Source organism: Aquimarina besae (assembly GCF_042434905.1).
GTDB lineage: Bacteria > Bacteroidota > Bacteroidia > Flavobacteriales > Flavobacteriaceae > Aquimarina.
In genome coordinates this window covers 1,743,432-1,760,845 of the sequence record NZ_CP170199.1, presented here as the reverse complement: position 1 = coordinate 1,760,845, position 17,414 = coordinate 1,743,432, and the positions used below count along the sequence as shown (strand labels likewise).

Annotated in this window: 13 protein-coding genes and 1 pseudogene; 3 read left to right on the top strand and 11 right to left on the bottom strand. The window is 34.4% G+C overall.

Going from position 1 to position 17,414, the window contains the following annotated elements:
• The first annotated feature begins 151 nt into the window (after positions 1-151).
• Positions 152-499 (top strand): hypothetical protein, encoded by a 348-nt coding sequence (locus tag ACE94K_RS07600; RefSeq protein WP_378182270.1) that lies wholly within the window; start codon positions 152-154, stop codon positions 497-499.
• 64 nt (positions 500-563) lie between these two features.
• On the opposite strand, the gene ACE94K_RS07595 is transcribed toward ACE94K_RS07600, so the two are convergent.
• The 8 genes from ACE94K_RS07595 to ACE94K_RS07560 all read right to left on the bottom strand — a co-directional run bounded on the left by ACE94K_RS07595 (position 564) and on the right by ACE94K_RS07560 (position 9,258).
• On the bottom strand, positions 564-986 hold the full coding sequence (locus ACE94K_RS07595; protein WP_378182267.1) for a DoxX family protein: 423 nt from the start codon (positions 984-986) through the stop codon (positions 564-566).
• Between the two features lie 83 nt (positions 987-1,069).
• Positions 1,070-1,579, bottom strand: coding sequence for a DUF302 domain-containing protein (locus ACE94K_RS07590; RefSeq protein ID WP_378182264.1), 510 nt, complete (start codon positions 1,577-1,579; stop codon positions 1,070-1,072).
• A 6-nt stretch (positions 1,580-1,585) separates the two neighbouring features.
• Complete coding sequence (locus ACE94K_RS07585) at positions 1,586-2,131, bottom strand: hypothetical protein (protein ID WP_378182261.1); 546 nt, start codon at positions 2,129-2,131, stop codon at positions 1,586-1,588.
• 330 nt (positions 2,132-2,461) lie between these two features.
• On the bottom strand, positions 2,462-3,076 hold the full coding sequence (locus tag ACE94K_RS07580; RefSeq protein WP_378182258.1) for a hypothetical protein: 615 nt from the start codon (positions 3,074-3,076) through the stop codon (positions 2,462-2,464).
• 162 nt (positions 3,077-3,238) lie between these two features.
• A complete protein-coding gene (locus ACE94K_RS07575; protein WP_378182255.1) occupies positions 3,239-5,977 on the bottom strand; it encodes a carboxypeptidase-like regulatory domain-containing protein in 2,739 nt (912 codons plus the stop codon).
• A gap of 159 nt (positions 5,978-6,136) precedes the next feature.
• Positions 6,137-7,117 (bottom strand): IS110 family transposase, encoded by a 981-nt coding sequence (locus ACE94K_RS07570; protein WP_378174882.1) that lies wholly within the window; start codon positions 7,115-7,117, stop codon positions 6,137-6,139.
• Positions 7,118-7,431: 314 nt separating this feature from the next.
• Positions 7,432-8,313, bottom strand: a complete 882-nt coding sequence (locus ACE94K_RS07565; protein WP_378182252.1) for a GLPGLI family protein — start codon at positions 8,311-8,313, stop codon at positions 7,432-7,434.
• 126 nt (positions 8,314-8,439) lie between these two features.
• Positions 8,440-9,258, bottom strand: coding sequence for a GLPGLI family protein (locus ACE94K_RS07560; RefSeq protein WP_378182249.1), 819 nt, complete (start codon positions 9,256-9,258; stop codon positions 8,440-8,442).
• A 149-nt stretch (positions 9,259-9,407) separates the two neighbouring features.
• On the opposite strand from ACE94K_RS07560, the gene ACE94K_RS07555 reads away from it, so the two are divergent.
• Complete coding sequence (locus ACE94K_RS07555; RefSeq protein ID WP_378182247.1) at positions 9,408-10,901, top strand: sensor histidine kinase; 1,494 nt, start codon at positions 9,408-9,410, stop codon at positions 10,899-10,901.
• Complete coding sequence (locus ACE94K_RS07550; RefSeq protein ID WP_378182244.1) at positions 10,894-11,574, top strand: response regulator transcription factor; 681 nt, start codon at positions 10,894-10,896, stop codon at positions 11,572-11,574. Before ACE94K_RS07555 ends, ACE94K_RS07550 begins: the two co-directional genes overlap by 8 nt.
• Positions 11,575-11,933: 359 nt before the next feature.
• Here ACE94K_RS07550 and ACE94K_RS07545 read toward each other — a convergent pair.
• From ACE94K_RS07545 to ACE94K_RS07535, 3 genes and pseudogenes are all read right to left on the bottom strand, one after another.
• A pseudogene (locus tag ACE94K_RS07545) lies at positions 11,934-12,502 on the bottom strand (transposase).
• A gap of 119 nt (positions 12,503-12,621) precedes the next feature.
• A complete protein-coding gene (locus ACE94K_RS07540; protein WP_378182241.1) occupies positions 12,622-13,245 on the bottom strand; it encodes a hypothetical protein in 624 nt (207 codons plus the stop codon).
• On the bottom strand, positions 13,232-17,407 hold the full coding sequence (locus ACE94K_RS07535) for a DUF6443 domain-containing protein (RefSeq protein WP_378182238.1): 4,176 nt from the start codon (positions 17,405-17,407) through the stop codon (positions 13,232-13,234). Before ACE94K_RS07535 ends, ACE94K_RS07540 begins: the two co-directional genes overlap by 14 nt.
• Positions 17,408-17,414: the final 7 nt, after the last annotated feature.

Below are 17,414 nucleotides of genomic sequence, written 5' to 3'. Positions count from 1 at the left end.
TTGAACTATAAATTTTCTTTGTTTTCGATATACAGAATCAATGATTTGGCACTCCAACAACAAAAATTTTTTAACATTATTCACATTATTTCATTTGTTAAAGAATAGGCGTAATTTTTGATATCTTTTCAAAACTTAAAAACATCTTGTTATGAAAACTGATACATACACCAAATCTGTATTGACTATTATTGCTGTTTGTCTAAGCATTATCGTGCTAAAAGACATTGATATCATTCCGAAAGCGTATGCTGAAGGTTCAACTACTACCTTATCAAACTATGGATTAGTTCCTGTTAACGAAGACGGAACAATCACCGTAAAGTTGGACACTTCTAATGAAATTGATGTAAACATAAAAAGCATTAGCACGTATGATAAGCTTAAAGTAGATCTCAACCAAATCAGCACCAGTGAAGAGTTAAATGTAAATATCGATGAAATAGGCGGTAGCTATGTTTCAAGTGGTGGACCTATCAAAGTAAAAATCCAGAATTGATTCTGGATTTTTGTTTTCGTTAATTTCATATTACCAAACTCGCTCGGAGTAAAAACAACTCCCCTTATTGCTGCATCTTCAAATAGTAATCTACAGAATGCTTTCCTGAACCGTAAAACAAAAAGAAAACACATAGTAAAAACACCACACTGGCAATAACCAAATTGGCCACGTTCATTTCTCCGACAAAATTGATAACAATTGCCCCGATTAACAGTGGTAATTGTGCAGCCACCGACCAGCGAGTCAATAAACCGAAAGCAATTAGAATACCACCAATTAAGTGTGCAGGAGCAACATAATGAATGACGATCATACCACCTGCAAGATTCTGAACGGGTTTAAGTAAGTCTACTAATATCTGACTATTGCTAATGAAGTTGATGCCTTTTAAAAATAAGAACACCCCTAATGCAATTCTAAGAAGATCTAATGGATAATATGTATGGGCATTAGCCCATTTATTTAATGACTTTATAGTTGGCATAACGAAACATGTATTGATTAGACCACTATAAGATACTGATTTTTAACGTTATAAAAAACTAAAAGAGTAAGATACATGGAGACTTATTGTCCACACGCAACCGATGTGATTTTACCTAAAGCTGCACCAATTTTATGTAAAACTTCCTGATTTTCAGTGATTCTGTGGCGCTGCTGTAAATAGTCTGGATTGTTATAAGAAACTCTCACGATATTTTCTACATCTTGCCAAACCATAATTTTCTGAGGAAGATCTAATCCAGTGCTTTGTGAATTCTGCATTAAAGGAGTCCCAAGTTTGGGATTCCCAAACATCACAATTCTAGTGGGGCGTAAATCCAGACCAACAGAAGCGGCGTTTGCCTGATGATCCAATTCTGCAACAATTTTCAAATTTGGATTATTGTTAATGACTTCAATGAGCTTATTATAAGTTTCTTCAAAGCTTTTTGTACTTTCTTTAGTGATAATTCCTTGCTGTAATACTGTTTGCATAGGTTCTGATTCGTTTTTTGTTTTAGACGAATCTTTCTCATTTTGATTACAAGATATCAAAGTCAAAACCACGAGAAAACCGAATGCTATTCTTTTCATTTACTATTATTTTTGAAACAAGGCTTGATTATCGCTATTTGCATAATCACAATCGTTGGAATTTATATACCACACAACCTTAACATTATCACTAAATTCATCACTTTTATCTACTTCAGAATGATCCAAATACACTTGTGTAAGTTCACCTGTAGTTCCTAAAACAGCATTCCAGTAATGAGTTTTTACAAGGTTTATGTGATGCTGTTCTCTGGATGGTGCTTGCCCCATAATTCTGGATAACTGGGCATATACGTGACCTTTATTAATAGTTAAAAACTGACCTTCTGCTGCATGTTCGACCGCAAAAACTCCGGTAAGCCCGTCCTTTTTGTACTCACTGTATACTCCCCAACCGACTCTTATTTCACAGCCTTGGCGAACTGCTTTTTTCAAATCCTCTATATCGCCTGATAAGGGGTTTCCTTTCTCGTCATTGCTATATATAATTTGCCATCCTTTGTTTTGACTTACTAAACTTTTTTTTTGCGTTGTAGAATTACACGAACCTAACGCGATCAACAAAAGTAGTAGTATACTATCCCTAAACATCAAGTTACTTTTTGTTTAAAGATAATCTAAAACCAAAACAATTTCTAATTCTGTAAAAGATTAACATATTCTTAGAAAAAGTTTTTTACTGAAATGAGAGAATTTTATTTTTTACCTCATATGCAAATAGCGAAAACCTTATGACGATAAGTTATCTAATCGTGTGACTCTCTGATCAGTATTGTTTACAATTAGATGGAAAACAATACCACATTATCTGGCCATCTCAAACTCTATTCTGGATACCTGCCGATTTGGCGTCATAAGGCTCAAAGAGAAGGCTTCGAGATATAGAAACACTATACCAGACGATTTAACACACTTAGATTTCTATCCTTTAAACCGGATATTAATGATAAAATAATGAGGAATTTTAAAATGAACTCCTAATTTATGAGTAGGAACCTCGGATTGTGCCACCTCGCAATAAGAAGAAAAACCGTTCTCGTGCACCGTAGGAGTTATTATTGCCAGTACAGGATTTTCTTTTTCTATATCTATGTTTACTTTTGAATTACTCCCCAAAAAGTCTTTGAGTGCATAAGTATCAGCTTCATTGTATAGATTATAATACATTTTTTTACTCCTGAATCCTTTGCCGTGCATTTGTACTTTAAGCTTTCCATCTCTCAGCTTTATATAGAAACTTAGTGTTTCTTTTTCAGTGTTTATTTTAAAATAATCGGTTTCTGTACCGTCAAAAAGTATATTTCTTGAAGTTTCCTTGCCGTGATTATATTCAATAATTTCAACGATATATGATTTGTCTTTTATGTTTTTTCCTTCAAAAATTAGCTTCTCTAAAAAAATATTCTCGAAATTAATAAACCCTTGCAGGTCTTTATTTTTAAATCCATATTCGCTGGAAACGGTTGTAACGGCCTGAGAAAACCCAAAAGTTGAAACTACTAAAAAAAGAATTACGGTATAAAATTTTGAACTCATAACAAATATGTTTTTTGATGATATTATTTGGTTAAAAAAAGCTTACCTTATCGAAAGGTATTATCTATAAAACTCCTTATTTTGAGGAGATTTTTTAATCTAGGTTTAAAATTAATATTGTTTAGAATTGCACGAAAAATAGGTCCAAATTGGCAAACATTTCTATAAATTATACTTGACACTCAATATCCAAAATCGAGGTTGTACAACATAGCTCGAAGTAGTATTGAAAAGTTCGTTAAAACTATCCCGATTGATACTTTCGGTATTCAGGAGATTTGTGACCGAAAACTTATATTCCCATTTACTGTCCGGTTTTTGATAAAATACTTCTGCATCCCAAAAACTATATTCATTTAAGGTAGTACTCGCGTCACTGTAGTTATAATAACTATAGGAGGATTTTAGAAAAAATCCCTTGGCAAAAGCCCAATCTAATCTTGCAAATGGACGGCTAGTATAAAAAGTGCTCTCTGCACCATTATTGTCATAATTATTAACAGTGATACTATAACCCAGGTCAAAATTTGGGCCTTTTTTAAAATTTGTAGACCATTCTGTTTGGTATGTCTGTGTAAGACTTATACTCTCACTTGGCAATGTGTTTACAATATTGTTAAAGCTGGACCAACTTACATTTGCAGATAAATTTCCTTTGATCTTTCCAAAAGTTCTTGTGAAATTTCCATTTACCGAAAGTACCTGATCCGCTAAATTAGAATTGATTGGTGTATTTACCCTATTAATGCCGGTAACTATGCTCGTGTTTTTTATAGGATTACGTCTATTGGAGTAAGTTATTCTTGCAAAAATGTTGGTGTAATTAAACATATTAAAACTAAAATAGTTTAGGGAATAGTTATCATATAATGCATTCTCCAGGTTTCGATTTCCCTGCGATAAAGAATTATAGTTATTAAATACATACCCTGCTACAAGATTATTGACATCCGTATAATTGGTAGTAATCGAATAATTAAATCGAAGGCTCTCGCTTTTTTTAAACTGAACCAATGCAAAGAAATCAGGCAATACCAGCCATTCGTTCCGGTTGATGGTGGTTCCTAATTGTTCATCTCTAAGGTCATAATTATGAATGCTAATCCCTGGATTGAATGTAAAAACACCTGTGATGAATTTGTAATGTAATCCTGCGTATAGATCCCTAAAATTATAGGTTACATCATTGTTAAATTCGTCTGTCTCAAAGTTATTCCGGTTTCCGGTATCCAAAATTTGAAAAATCTCGGAATCAAAATTTTGAGTGCTCAATGTTGATCCCAATGTAAAATTTAGGTTACTTTTTTTATTCAACACATAGTAATAATCCAGTTTTACATCCAATTTACTAGTTTGTACATTTTTTTGTTGATTGATATTATATCGTTCTGATTCTTCTAAAGGATCATAAGTATCTGCATCAGGATCATTGGGATCATTAATTTGCGTAAAAACACCTCTAAAAGGGATTTCTGATCTAATAGCATTGTAAAAAGGATCCTCTTCTTGGAATAGGTGTTGCGCTTCCAAAGAAAAGATGTTTTTAGCGTCTAGGGTATAATACGCATTTAGGTTCTGTTGGATCGAAAAAGGCGTGTTCTCTAATCTTTCGTTAATGTCTTCAGAAATATCTCCTCTTACCGAAAGAAATGTATCATCCTCTTCTTGTGTCGACAGTTTTCCAAATACATCGTAGTCTAATCGAAAATCATTATTAGGCCTATAACTTGCACTCATTTTTAACAACCCTAAAGTACTTTGCTGTTGTGTATTATCAAAAGTCTCTTCTATCGTATTGTCTGCTGGATCTGGTGTATCATCGATATAGGTTCTTCGGGTAGTGGTGATCAGATCTGTTTTAGTATTACTCACAATTCCATACCCGCTTATGTCTAATTTCTTGTTGGCAAACAGACTAAAATTAGCTGCTCCAAATTTGGTGTTAATCTCATTGGCACGGTCATTTTGTAATACGGCAAAAGCCAAGTCATCTGTGGTAATATTAAAAGATGTACCTCCTCTATTTAAGTTTCTAAAACCACCTGTAAAATTGAAGTAATCCCTTCTGGTAAAAGGCACCTCTCCAATATCATTAAAATCTGTAAGGATATTAATACTATACTTTGGACTGTAATAAAAAAGCTTTGGTTTTATTAAATATCGTTCTGTTTCTCCTACACCTGCTCCTGCAGTTATTTCGCCAAACCAAAAGTTCTTTTTTCCTTCTTTTAGTTTGATATTAATCGCTACTTGATCTTGGTTATTACGTAAACCACGCATTTGCCCCACATCTTCATAATTTCTCAATACTTCTACTTTATCCAAAGCATCCGCGGGTATATTTTTGGTGGCTAGTTTAGAATCTCCGTCAAAAAAATCTTTTCCTTCTACCATTACTTTAGAAACTGTTTTCCCTTCTACTTCTATTTCGCCATCCTCATTGACTTCGATTCCGGGTAGTTTTTCTAACACATCTCCAAGTTTTTTTTCACTTCCGGTGGTAAATGAATCTGTATTATAGACAAGGGTGTCTCCCTTAACCACCACAGGCATTTCATATACAATTTCTACTTCATCCAGACTGTTCTCTTCTGATCTCATTTCGAAATCCGCAGTGATATTGGTGGTGGATATAACCACTGTTTTATCATCAGTTGTAAGACCAATAAAACTAACTTTGAGAATATAGGTTTCATTCGCAGGAACCGAAATTTTGTATTTCCCCTGATTATTAGTAATTCCATAAGCGGCCATAGCATTGTCTGCTTGTTTATATGCAATGACGTTTGCCATTTCCAGTGAACTACCTAAAGAATCTTTGACAAATCCGCTAATCTGAACGTTTTGTGCAGACATAGTGATTCCGGCCAATAATATGGCAAACAGTACTATTTTGTTCATTTTTTTGATTGATTTATGACATTGTCATTATTTGACTTTTATACTGAGTCTCTAAGCCAGTAGAAGACCAATAAAGTCTTTATTTTCATTACACTATAACAACACTTTGACAACACATCGACAGGCTTGTCCTGAGCATTCTAAGACAAAAGCAAATTTTTATGCTACCAATTTTACAAAAGGCTCATTTCTTTTGGCTACTGCAAAAATTCTAAGTACTAATTTGTTTGCTACTGCATTTTTCACACTCATATGATGTTTGCCTTCAGCAATCTTTCTTTTGTAATATGCTTTGATCTGTGGATCGTGTTGTATTGCACTAATGGCTCCTTTAGTCAACATTGCTTTTAATGATTTATCTCTTAAAAAATGGGTTTTGGTTTTCCCTCTTATACTGCTTCCTGACTTATAAGGAAAAGGCGCAAGACCACAGTGACAGCTGAACTTTCTAGCGTTTTGAAACTTGATAAAGTTTTCTGTTTCCACGATACACTTCATAGCAATTATCGGACCCACACCAGTTATCCTTGTAATCTTTCTATAGCTATCCTTTAGGCTTTTATCCTGATTGATCAATTTCAGCATCTCAGCTTCAATCTTTTTGATACTTTTCTCAATAGACTTATACTGCTTTTTCTCTTCCCTGATTAGCATTCTTACATCAACCGACTCGTTCAATATCGTATTGGCCTTCAGACTGTTTTGAATCTGTACGGATATCTTTACATAACGCTCTCTAGCTGTCATAAGGGCTTTTAGTTTGCTTAGGTTTTCGGTAGGTAGATTAAAAGGAGTCAACTTGTGTTTGTTGGTGACAGCATATTCAGCAATACGATAGGCATCCTTTGAATCACTTTTGCCTCTTTGAATACCTAATGATTTTTTCAATTCCAAGGGATTGATCAAATAAAAAGTAAACCCTAGCTCGCTTAAACAATGGACTAAGATCGAACCATAATGCCCCGTATGTTCCAGAGTAAAAATGACTTGATGTTTTTCAAATTGACTGAGCCACTTTATAATACTTTTCCGTTCATTGCTTAAAACACCTTTGTCTTTGATCTGCACATCACAAGCCACTAGTATACAAAAATCTAAAGTATCTTTAGAGATATCGATCCCTACAATAAGTTTTTTCATAACTTTAATTTAGCTATTAAAAACCTGAAAAGCCAAAAGGTCTGTGTACTAACGCTATTAATAAGTCTTAAGCTTAACATTCTAAATGGTACCAAAACCTAAGAAGGGAAAGGACTAATGCTCAGGATAGATCTCGAAGTCTAAGAGTCGAAATAGTTCACCTTTTCCTTCTGGTTTTTCAGAAATTTAATACGATTAAACTTCCTATAAATATAGAATACTAAACTAATAGCTTGTCGAAGGGCTCAGGGTGACAGCTCAGTGTGACATTGAAATCCTATTATACTTAACTACCTATAATTTTAATACAAGTACTAATTCCTGCGTCCTCTGCCCAGACTACCTCTTTCTCTTCGTTGTGTGCTAAACTGCTCGATCATTTCTTCTACTTTCTCTTTTGTGATATCATCAAATTCCTTTTGAGACACTTCTTTTCCTTTAGTGGGTGCTTTAATTTCTTCTTTTTCTTTAGTATTTAGCACTATCTTATTACACAACACGGTAGTTCTTCCTTCCTGAATCTCTAGAATCAAACCCGGTAATCCCCAATAAGATCCCGGACCTTGATTTACCGGAATCTCGGGAGTATACCAGGCAATTACCTCTATTTCGTTTGATGTTTCGGATCCATTCTGGAGATTTTGGTTATTTGCTTGATTATCTACACCGTTTTCTCTTTGTTCTCTTTGTTCTCTGGCTTTCCTTCTCATCGCTCTCCAATCCATAAGTTCATTTACATTTTTGGTGGTGGTTGCCTTAAAACAAGTATAGTTTCCTATTTTCTTTGTTTCATTTACTAAGGTCCAATTGTATGTTACTAATGCGTCTTTGATCAAAAAGTTTTTACCATAAAATTCGCGTTGATCACAGTATTGACCTTCTTTGATATTTTTATAGTAATTGTTAGATGTAAAACCGGAAAGCATGGCTCCCCATCTTCCACCTCCGTCAGATGCGTCTAATTGTGCTTCTTCTTTGTACGTAGCTGCGCTTTTATTAAAAGTGAGTATAAACGTTTTTTCTAAAGCAGATTTCATTCGATCTGCAATCGCTTTTTTCTGGTCCTCAGACATTTGTCGTCTTCCAAAATCCATATCCATACCTGTTTTACTGAAATAATAGGCTTTCCCTTGAAAATCCTGTGCTGTTGCTAAAATGGTGGTAAGTATACTTACCCACGTGATTATTGTTTTCATGTTAGGTAGTTTTAAATTTTTTAGACTTAAGTATCCGTCTGCGGTTTAACCAACGAAGGTTAATTATATCTTAAAAAACTACCTAATATGAAATATCTGATTCGCTTTTTGATTGATGAGTGTTGATTATCCTCCTATTCTTATTTGCATACTATTTCCACCATCTCGATGTGGTCTTCTGTCGTGCATCTCCTTCAATTTTTTCTGTAAAATCTCTTCGAATTTAGTCTCTGAAACGACTTTGCCTTTGGTTGGAGCCGTAATCTCTACCTTTTTCTTCGGATTCAGTACTATTTTATTGCATAGCATACTTTGTTGTCCATCATTAACCTCCAAAATTAATCCGGGTAATCCCCAAAAAACAGAAGGGCCATTATTAATTGGAATTTCTGTAGTATACCAAGCTGTAATGGGGATTTCTACCTCTTCTGTTTTGAGATCTTCTTCAGCTTCATTGAACGAAATATTTCGTTGCTGCTGCACCATTCTTTTGGCAGTGGCTTTGTAACAAGTGTAGTTTCCTATTTTTTTGGTTTCATTTTCTAATTTCCAGTTAAACTTCGTAAGTGAATCTTTGACCAAAAATAGTTTCCCCAACATATCCCGTTGTGCAACAAATCGTTCTTCTTTATTATTTTTATATAAGATATCCGAGGCTCCGGATCCTGCAACCATTACTCTCACTCCCGTTGCCGGCTGCGGGGTTCCTAAACGTTCTTCTTCTTTATACACAGATTCGGTTTTATTAAATTGTAATGTATACTCTTTCTGAAATTGTTTTTTCATCATTTCATGAATCTGTTTTTGCATTTCAGAATTTACTTGTGTACTGTCTAACTGAATATCTAATTTTCTATTCGTCTGGTAGGTAGCAATCCCTTGAAAATCCTGTGCAACGATGTTTTCAGCAATGAGTAGAATGAATAACACTATTAATCTTATCATAATTGTATCTTTTTGTTATTGAAAAATTTTTGTTCGATGAAATTATTCTTTCACAAAGATGAAGAGTAAATATGAACCAAACCGTTAACCAGTGTTAACGAGTGTTAAGCGATAGTTTTTATCTAAAATAAGTACCTTACTTTTGAATTATGAAGAAAAGAAACTACAAAACGATATTATACTTTATTGGCTTTGTAATTATTGTCACTATCGGCATACAGATATATTGGAACTACATCAACTACCAATCCGGCAAGCAGCAATTGATTAATGAGGTACAGATCAGCCTGGATAATGCCGTAGATCAATATTTTACCGAATTGGCTGAGGAAAACACCATAAGTTTTATCACTAATGATTCTGCCAACCAGATCAATAAGACTCTTAGATTGGATAGCCTCATACAAAAGATCGATATCTCAAATAATAACTTTACAAGGTTAGATTCTATACGTTTTAAAATAGATACGTCCTACTCGGATTTAGATTCTTTAGAAACTTGTCGCCATATTGAAAATCTTACTTTAAGAGACACAAAATCACTACGCTTTTCCAGAAACTTTATTTTATTAAAGAGTAAAGACTCTGTTCAGGATGTTTTCAAGACACTCACTTCTAAAATCATTGTTTCTCTTACACAAGACTCCATTGGACTTCAAAAAATAGATACATTACTTAGAGAAGAACTATTACGTAAAAAGGTGAACGTAACATACGGACTGAAACTTGATCCCGAAAGACTCCCCGTTAAAACTCTATACGACGATGTAATTGCATCAGCCTCTTTATATACTGCGTCTAAGTCGGCTTATCTTCCTAAATCCAGCAAGCTCGAACTTTACTTTACTAATGAAAAACTTATTATTTTTAAAAAGAATTTATTAGGTATACTATTATCTTTCTTATTGGCAGGAACCGTAATTGCCTGTTTGCTTTTTTTATTAAAAATCATCAATCATCAAAAACAATTAGCCGAGCTAAAAAATGATCTCATTAGTAATATTACACACGAGTTTAAAACTCCTATTGCAACCATCAGTGCGGCATTAGAAGCTATCCAAAATTTTAATCAGGAAAATGATCCTGAAAAAACCAAAAAATACGTACAAATGTCTTCCAATCAATTGGAAAAATTAAATACGATGGTAGAAAAGATTCTGGAAACCGCAACGCTGGATAGTGAAGAATTACAACTTAATATAGAAAAAATAAATCTAGTAAATCTTATTGACAGCATCACCAAAAAGCACCAGACCAATTCTCCTAGCAAACAGATAGTATTTACTGGTATACACGATACTATTTGGAAAAAAGTTGATCCATTTCATTTTGAAAACGCCATCAACAATATCGTGGACAACGCTATCAAATATGGTGGTGACACTATTGAAGTCAATTTAAAAAATATAAAATCTACGATTATTCTTGAGGTAATAGATAATGGAACCTCATTAACAAAAGCCCAAAAAGATAAGATCTTTGAGAAGTTTTATCGTGTACCCAAAGGGAACACGCACGATGTAAAAGGATTTGGTATTGGATTATTTTACACCAAGACCATTATTGAAAAACACGGAGGAACTATAGAATTATTGCTCGAGCAAGAACGAACTAATTTTAAAATCACTTTACCTAATGGCTGAAATTATTGACATCGTACTGGCTGAAGATGAGCCTTCTTTGGGGCAAATTATCAAAGAAAGTCTGGAAACCAGAAATTTTAAAGTACATCTTGCGCAAAATGGAGAAGAAGCACTTGCTCTATACAAATCCGTTAGCCCAAAACTATTGGTGCTGGATGTGATGATGCCTAAAAAAGATGGTTTTACATTGGCCAAAGAAATCCGATTAGAAGACGACATCATCCCGATCATATTTCTAACAGCCAAATCCCAAACACAAGACGTAGTAGAAGGTTTTACGATTGGCGGAAATGATTATCTCAAAAAGCCTTTTAGTATGGAAGAGCTGATTGTTAGAATTAATAATCTACTACACAGAACTAAAACACAACAAAGTGCTGAAGCATTAACCATTGGAAAATATATTTTTGATTTTCCAAAACAGATACTGACTTACGAAGATACATCGTATCCACTTACGCATAGAGAAGCACATTTATTATTTCATTTGGTAAAAAACAAAAACCAAGTGTTGGATCGTTCTATGATTCTTAAGAAACTTTGGGGTGATGATGATTTCTTTAATGGCAGGAGCATGGACGTATTTATTACCAAACTTAGAAAAAAACTAAAACAAGACGATACCATCCAAATTATTAATGTGAGAGGATTTGGGTATAAATTAGTTTGTTAGAAGTTTCAAAATATCTTTTGAACTTGCTGCGATGGCGAGAATAATAATTAGAGGTGTTATCAAACAGCTTAAGAGCCCTAAAATTCCTAGTACTTTATTACCCTTTATAATAGTTTGGATTCCAAAAATAATTCCTAAAACAACACAGAGTATAATTAATAATAAAATACACAAAGTTAATAAAACCAATACCGTTTCTTCGTCCTTATTATTAGTTGACACCAACGTAAAAGCTACAAGAGACAAGATTGAGAACAGTCCTAAAAATATGGATATATATTTTCTATATTTCAATGATAAATGATTTAGAATTGCAGACAACTCCCTTCGCTCCCGCTAGTCTTCGACTAGTGGCGTCCTTACTTTTTTAATCCTAATAAGTATCCATCACTATCAATTTCAAGAATAGTCTTATCATCCTGATAATTTCTAGCACTACTATATTTGTAATCTACTGGATCTGTTACAAAACCTGACTCTACCGGATTATTATGGACATAATCTATTTTCTGCTGAATCACTTTATCACTCCATAACTCAATTGGTTTGTTATGTTGTTGCCAGAATTGTCTATTAGTTATCGTAGCATTGTTTCTACCAGCCTTTTCAAACATCCATAATAGCCATTCTTTCCTGCTTTCTTGTGGATTATCTTCTATTGCTTGTATTACCTTCTTCGAAGTATACTTCTTAAAATCTCTAATTAAACCAGATGGATCTTCATTACCTGAACGAAAAACTAAATGAATGTGACTTGGCATAAAACAATAGGCATAAACCTCCATATTTTTTCTTTTCTACAATAATCAATACTGTTAGCCAAAATCACTAAGTACTTTTCTCTAGTGAAAACATCAATCCAGTACACCGTAGCAAAGCTTACAAAATACAATCCTGACTTGTTATGAAATTTATAGTTTCTACTCATCATACCAAAATACAAAAAGCTATACCAATTACAGTATAGCTTTTGCTTCTTATTTTATTTACTCTTTCTTGCCAATTTTTGACGCCACTAGTCACAGACTAGCGGGAGCGGGGGCGAGGTTAATTATAATTATCAATCAATTTTTTATAAAATGACTCTAGCTCTAGATTTTTACTCGATAATTGATCATAAAAATCTGAACTCATCTTCACAAACTCTTCTACGCTAACAACATCATTCTCAAAAAAGGTTTTTAAATTGTTTTCGGAAAAGTTTTCTTTTTTCAAACAAATAACCGCTATTTCCCAATTTCTATCCCCATAAATAACCAAATCTAAATTTTGAGCATATATGATAATCTTATTAGAATTATAAATTAACGCATCAGCTTCGTTATTATCAGGAGCTTCACTAAGTTTTTTTATATAACTGCTGTACTCTTCTTCTGAAAAATCAATAATATTAAATGATCCAAAATTTTTGAAAAAATAATTTTCAGGATCAGGATCAAGAGTATAAAATGTAAAATGATCCTGCTTTCTTTTGTTAAGATATTTTTTTAAAGATTCAAAAAAGTATTCAGAAAATAAATATTCAAAATCACAAAAACTGAAATTTGAGTAAGCATCTTTAAATATCATATCTGGTAATTTAACATCTTTATTAATAAGAATGTTTTCTACCTCACTTTTTTTATCTTTATATATCTCTTCTTTTTTTATAAATACACTATTCTGGATCATTTTCAAGTCTAATTTTTAATGTTGTTTTGCCTCCGTTTTTAGAATAATCAGCACTTGGCTTGCCTGTAGTTTTTGAGTTATCTCTTACACTATAGTTATTACTACCATTATTATAATTTGTAGCTTTACCATCCTTTGAAACGCTCTTTTTATATCCATTGGCTTCTAAATTTGATCCAAATTCACTTTTTGTAACATCTGTTTCTACATTTTGAACACTTTTGGCCCTCCCTTTATTTTTTCTGGCAAGTCTTTTATAATCAGACATTTTTTTAGCAGCCTTTTTAGGATTTAAAACTGCTAATATTACAACAGCAACAATAGGACTAACTCCAGCTTCTTGCATTATAGCATCCGCAACTTCTCCTGTAGCATCTCCTAAATCAGCTTCTTGTATTCTAGGATCGCCTCCTGCTTTCATACTGAATCTCGATCCTGGTCTTTTAAAATTAATATCGACCTCGCAACTTGAACATTCTTGTTCTGTAGTTTCTACAACTATTTCCTCTGTAGATGTTATATTACCATTCTCATCAACAGTATCTACATAATCAGTTGTGTCACCCCCATCGCTATTAACCCAAGTTAAAGTACCATCAGTACCCTTTTGCCATCTGTCTGACGGAGCCATTCCATCAGGATCCATAAAATAAATAGGGTTATCAAAAGCATAGTTATACGGAGAGTGTCTACGCATTTGCTCTGCCAATGGATCAAGATTCATCCATCGACCTAATGATGCATCATAATTTCTAGCTCCAAAATCTAACCATCCTAGTCCTAATTCGTTATTCTCTTCTTTCCCAACAAACCCATAGTTATGTTTCCGTCCAGTAATGGTATTATTATATCCTTTATGTTGTAGTCCAAAAGGATAATAGTTTTTTTCTTCTAGTATCTCTTGAGCAAAATCTCCATCACCATCTACATCGGCGTTATTTCTAAGAACGTCTATTTTACCATCATTATCCTTATCTGAGTAACTCAGTCGGATATTGCCCAGATGGTCTTTATGCTGGTAAATATACATAAAAGTTCCATCACTTTCTGGTTCTGTATAACCTTCTGGGTGATTAAAGAAAGTTAATTTGGTTTCATCAGAGTTGTAAGGTCCAGGAGGGAGATTATTACTATAACTAGCATTGTAGATGTAATTACCCGTATATTCAGTAATATTTGTCAATGCATTATTCACTACCCTTTTTCTCAGCTTGGCTCCTGTGGCATCATATACATAATTAATGGTATTGTAACTTACGATTTCCCCAAATTTTCCTCCTGGCGTTACTGTTTTTATAGAGATCTGCTCGGGTAGGTTCAAATGGTTGTAGGTAATACTAGTAATATCTTTGTTGTTATCAACTGTCATATTTCCATTGGCATCATACACAAAATCATTGTTGGTATTGGTTCCATCTTTAAAACCATACCCATCACTACCGTTATCTATTACTTTTAACAGTTTATTTCCTGCATCATACCTGTAATCCAAATCATCCATTACCCCATAAAAAGTCCCCCATCCGTTAATAGTTACGTGACCGTTCCTTTTTAGGTTCATAATGTTTCCATTCTTATCGTAATTGATGTTGGACAAACTATATCTATTATCTGTGGTATTATCGATAGCAGATTTGATTCGATTTAAAGGATCATAATCATAACGGTACCATCGTTTTGTATTATCGTTAGCAGTTTTCCACTCGGTTTCTGAGATATTACCATTGTATAATGCTTTTGCCGCGTGCGTGGGCGTATCATAATTGATCTTAAACGTAAACAAATCATCACCGATGTTATTTACATCATTGATATCGGTCAACCAACCACGTATATTGTATTTATAATCTACGGTTTGTAATGGAGCCTGCTCTGCATTCCCTACCTTTTTGCTTTCTAATTGACCAAGTTCATCGTATACATTATGAGCGATCAACTCCTCTGCCTGGTTATTGATCTGTTGTTTTTGGGTCAATAACCTACCCATATGATCATAGGTAAAAGTGTCGGTGGTCACAATAGCAGCATTACTTCCTTTGGTATGATTAGTTTTTACTTTTAATGGTTTCCCTGTAAAGTCTAATTGCATTTCTGCTTTATCCGTTGTATCCAGATAGTCATTACGCGTACCTGTCCAAATAACCTGTCCTTTGATATCGTATGCAGTGACTGTAGTAATCCATTGATTAGTGCCCAATACTCTTACTTTTGACCCCGTTGCCAGTCCCTTGGTGGAGTTGGTCGTATTTACTCCATACACAGTAGTAGGTTTGTTCATTCCATCACGATCAAAGGTATAATTATCGTAATAGTTGATAGTGTAAATCTGTACTATTCCATTTTGTGGATATGCATCATTGCTATAATACATTCCTGTACCTGCTATTGTTGTATAGGAAGTTTTTTTGGTTTCAAATTGCGCAACAGTTGCTGCTGCATCAATCGCTTGCTGCAATCCCGCACGTGTAGTGACAATCGGGTATTTGTATAACCCTGTATACACTACCCTTCCAAAGACATCATATTTGGTAAATAACCATTCTCGTTTAGGTCGTTGTACGGGATCCTGGGTAAGAATGGGTTGATCCAACTTGTTATAGATGATATATTCCCAACCCTTACCGGGGATTTTCTTTTCTACCAATCGGTTTCTACTGTCATATTTATATTGATATCCCAGCTCATTGAGTTCTGTAGTAGATACTCCGTCAATAACATTCACTTTTGGAGGCAGTACATAAGTAAGATTTCCGAAATCGTCATATACATAATAGGTATCGTGGGCACCCCCATCCCCTCCAGAAGGTTCAGGACTATTGAAGGTGCGTTTCAATACAACTCTTCCTAGCTTATCAGTATACTCTTCTGTAGTGTGGTTTTTACCATCAGCAGCTACCCAGTTTTCATCTTTGGTAATGTTTACAAATAACTCATTTTCCGGATAATCTCCTACTTTTTGTAACATCGGAATCACAGTATTCCCGGCATAGAAATCTACTTTAAAATAAACCACATCATCTGCCGCTACATTGGTTCTTCGATCTAGTTTGATGGTGTGATCATCTCCTAAAGTTTTTGCCTTCCAATCTAATCCGGGTGCCGCTTGTTTTAAAGGCCTATTTAGTGGAGAAGGTTCTACAACAGTTTCTGAATATGGATTGGTCGTATTCTGATACTTTGGGGTATTGTAAAAACTATTGAGTTCTGCTAGCGGATCTGTATAAATTGCTCCATTTTGTGTTTGATCTGACGCATAAGGCAAATATTCTCTGGTTTGTCTTCCGTAATCATCATACTCGTAATGGGTGATGATGTCCTTTGGTTTAGATTGCTGGATTAATTGATTTATGGGCGCTCCATTACCGTCAACTTTGGTTAATACTGGATTCCAGAAATATTGCTTTACATTCACATCAGTAGCATAGTACAAATAGCTTCTGAATTGTGAAGTCGTAGTATTATTTCTCCACTTAAAATCGTTTCCATTTTTCACCTTCGTACCATTAATATCGTAGACTCCGCTGATTCCGCTATTACCTCCTGTATACGTATGTGGATGTATTACCCCCACCAATAAATACCACTGGTTTAGGTTTGGCATATCACCAACCAAAAAATATGGATTATTATTAGCGGTACCACTCAGATTATTTACATTACGCGTACCGTGATAGGTATTTCCGTTTTGTGATCCGGTTCGTTTTACCCAAACCGTATACCGATAGGCTACATTTTTATCTACTGGGATATAATCAGTATTCCATCCACCGTCAGCATCATTATTGGTGTCGTTTCCACAACGCCAAAGCAACGATTGTTCTCCAAAAGGGTTGGTACCATAGATTCTTTGATTATCCACCGACTGACCATTCATATTAAATAAGGGTGTGTGTCCTCCACCAGCTGTCCAGTCGTCTGTCCAGTCCAGGATATTAGTATCTTGTCTTTGTCCACCTGCTCTAACGGCTACCGACTGTTTCGCTCTACCCAATCCATCGACATAGTTGACCGATACGATTTTATCACTCTCTAACACCTGGGATTGTTCTCCTTCTTTAACTTCTGTTTGATAGGAAGTGGTCTTTACGTAATTTTCTGTTGTTGTCTGCGCACTTAATGCTGTACATACTAGTACAGCAATAACTAAAAATATATTTCTCATCTTTATT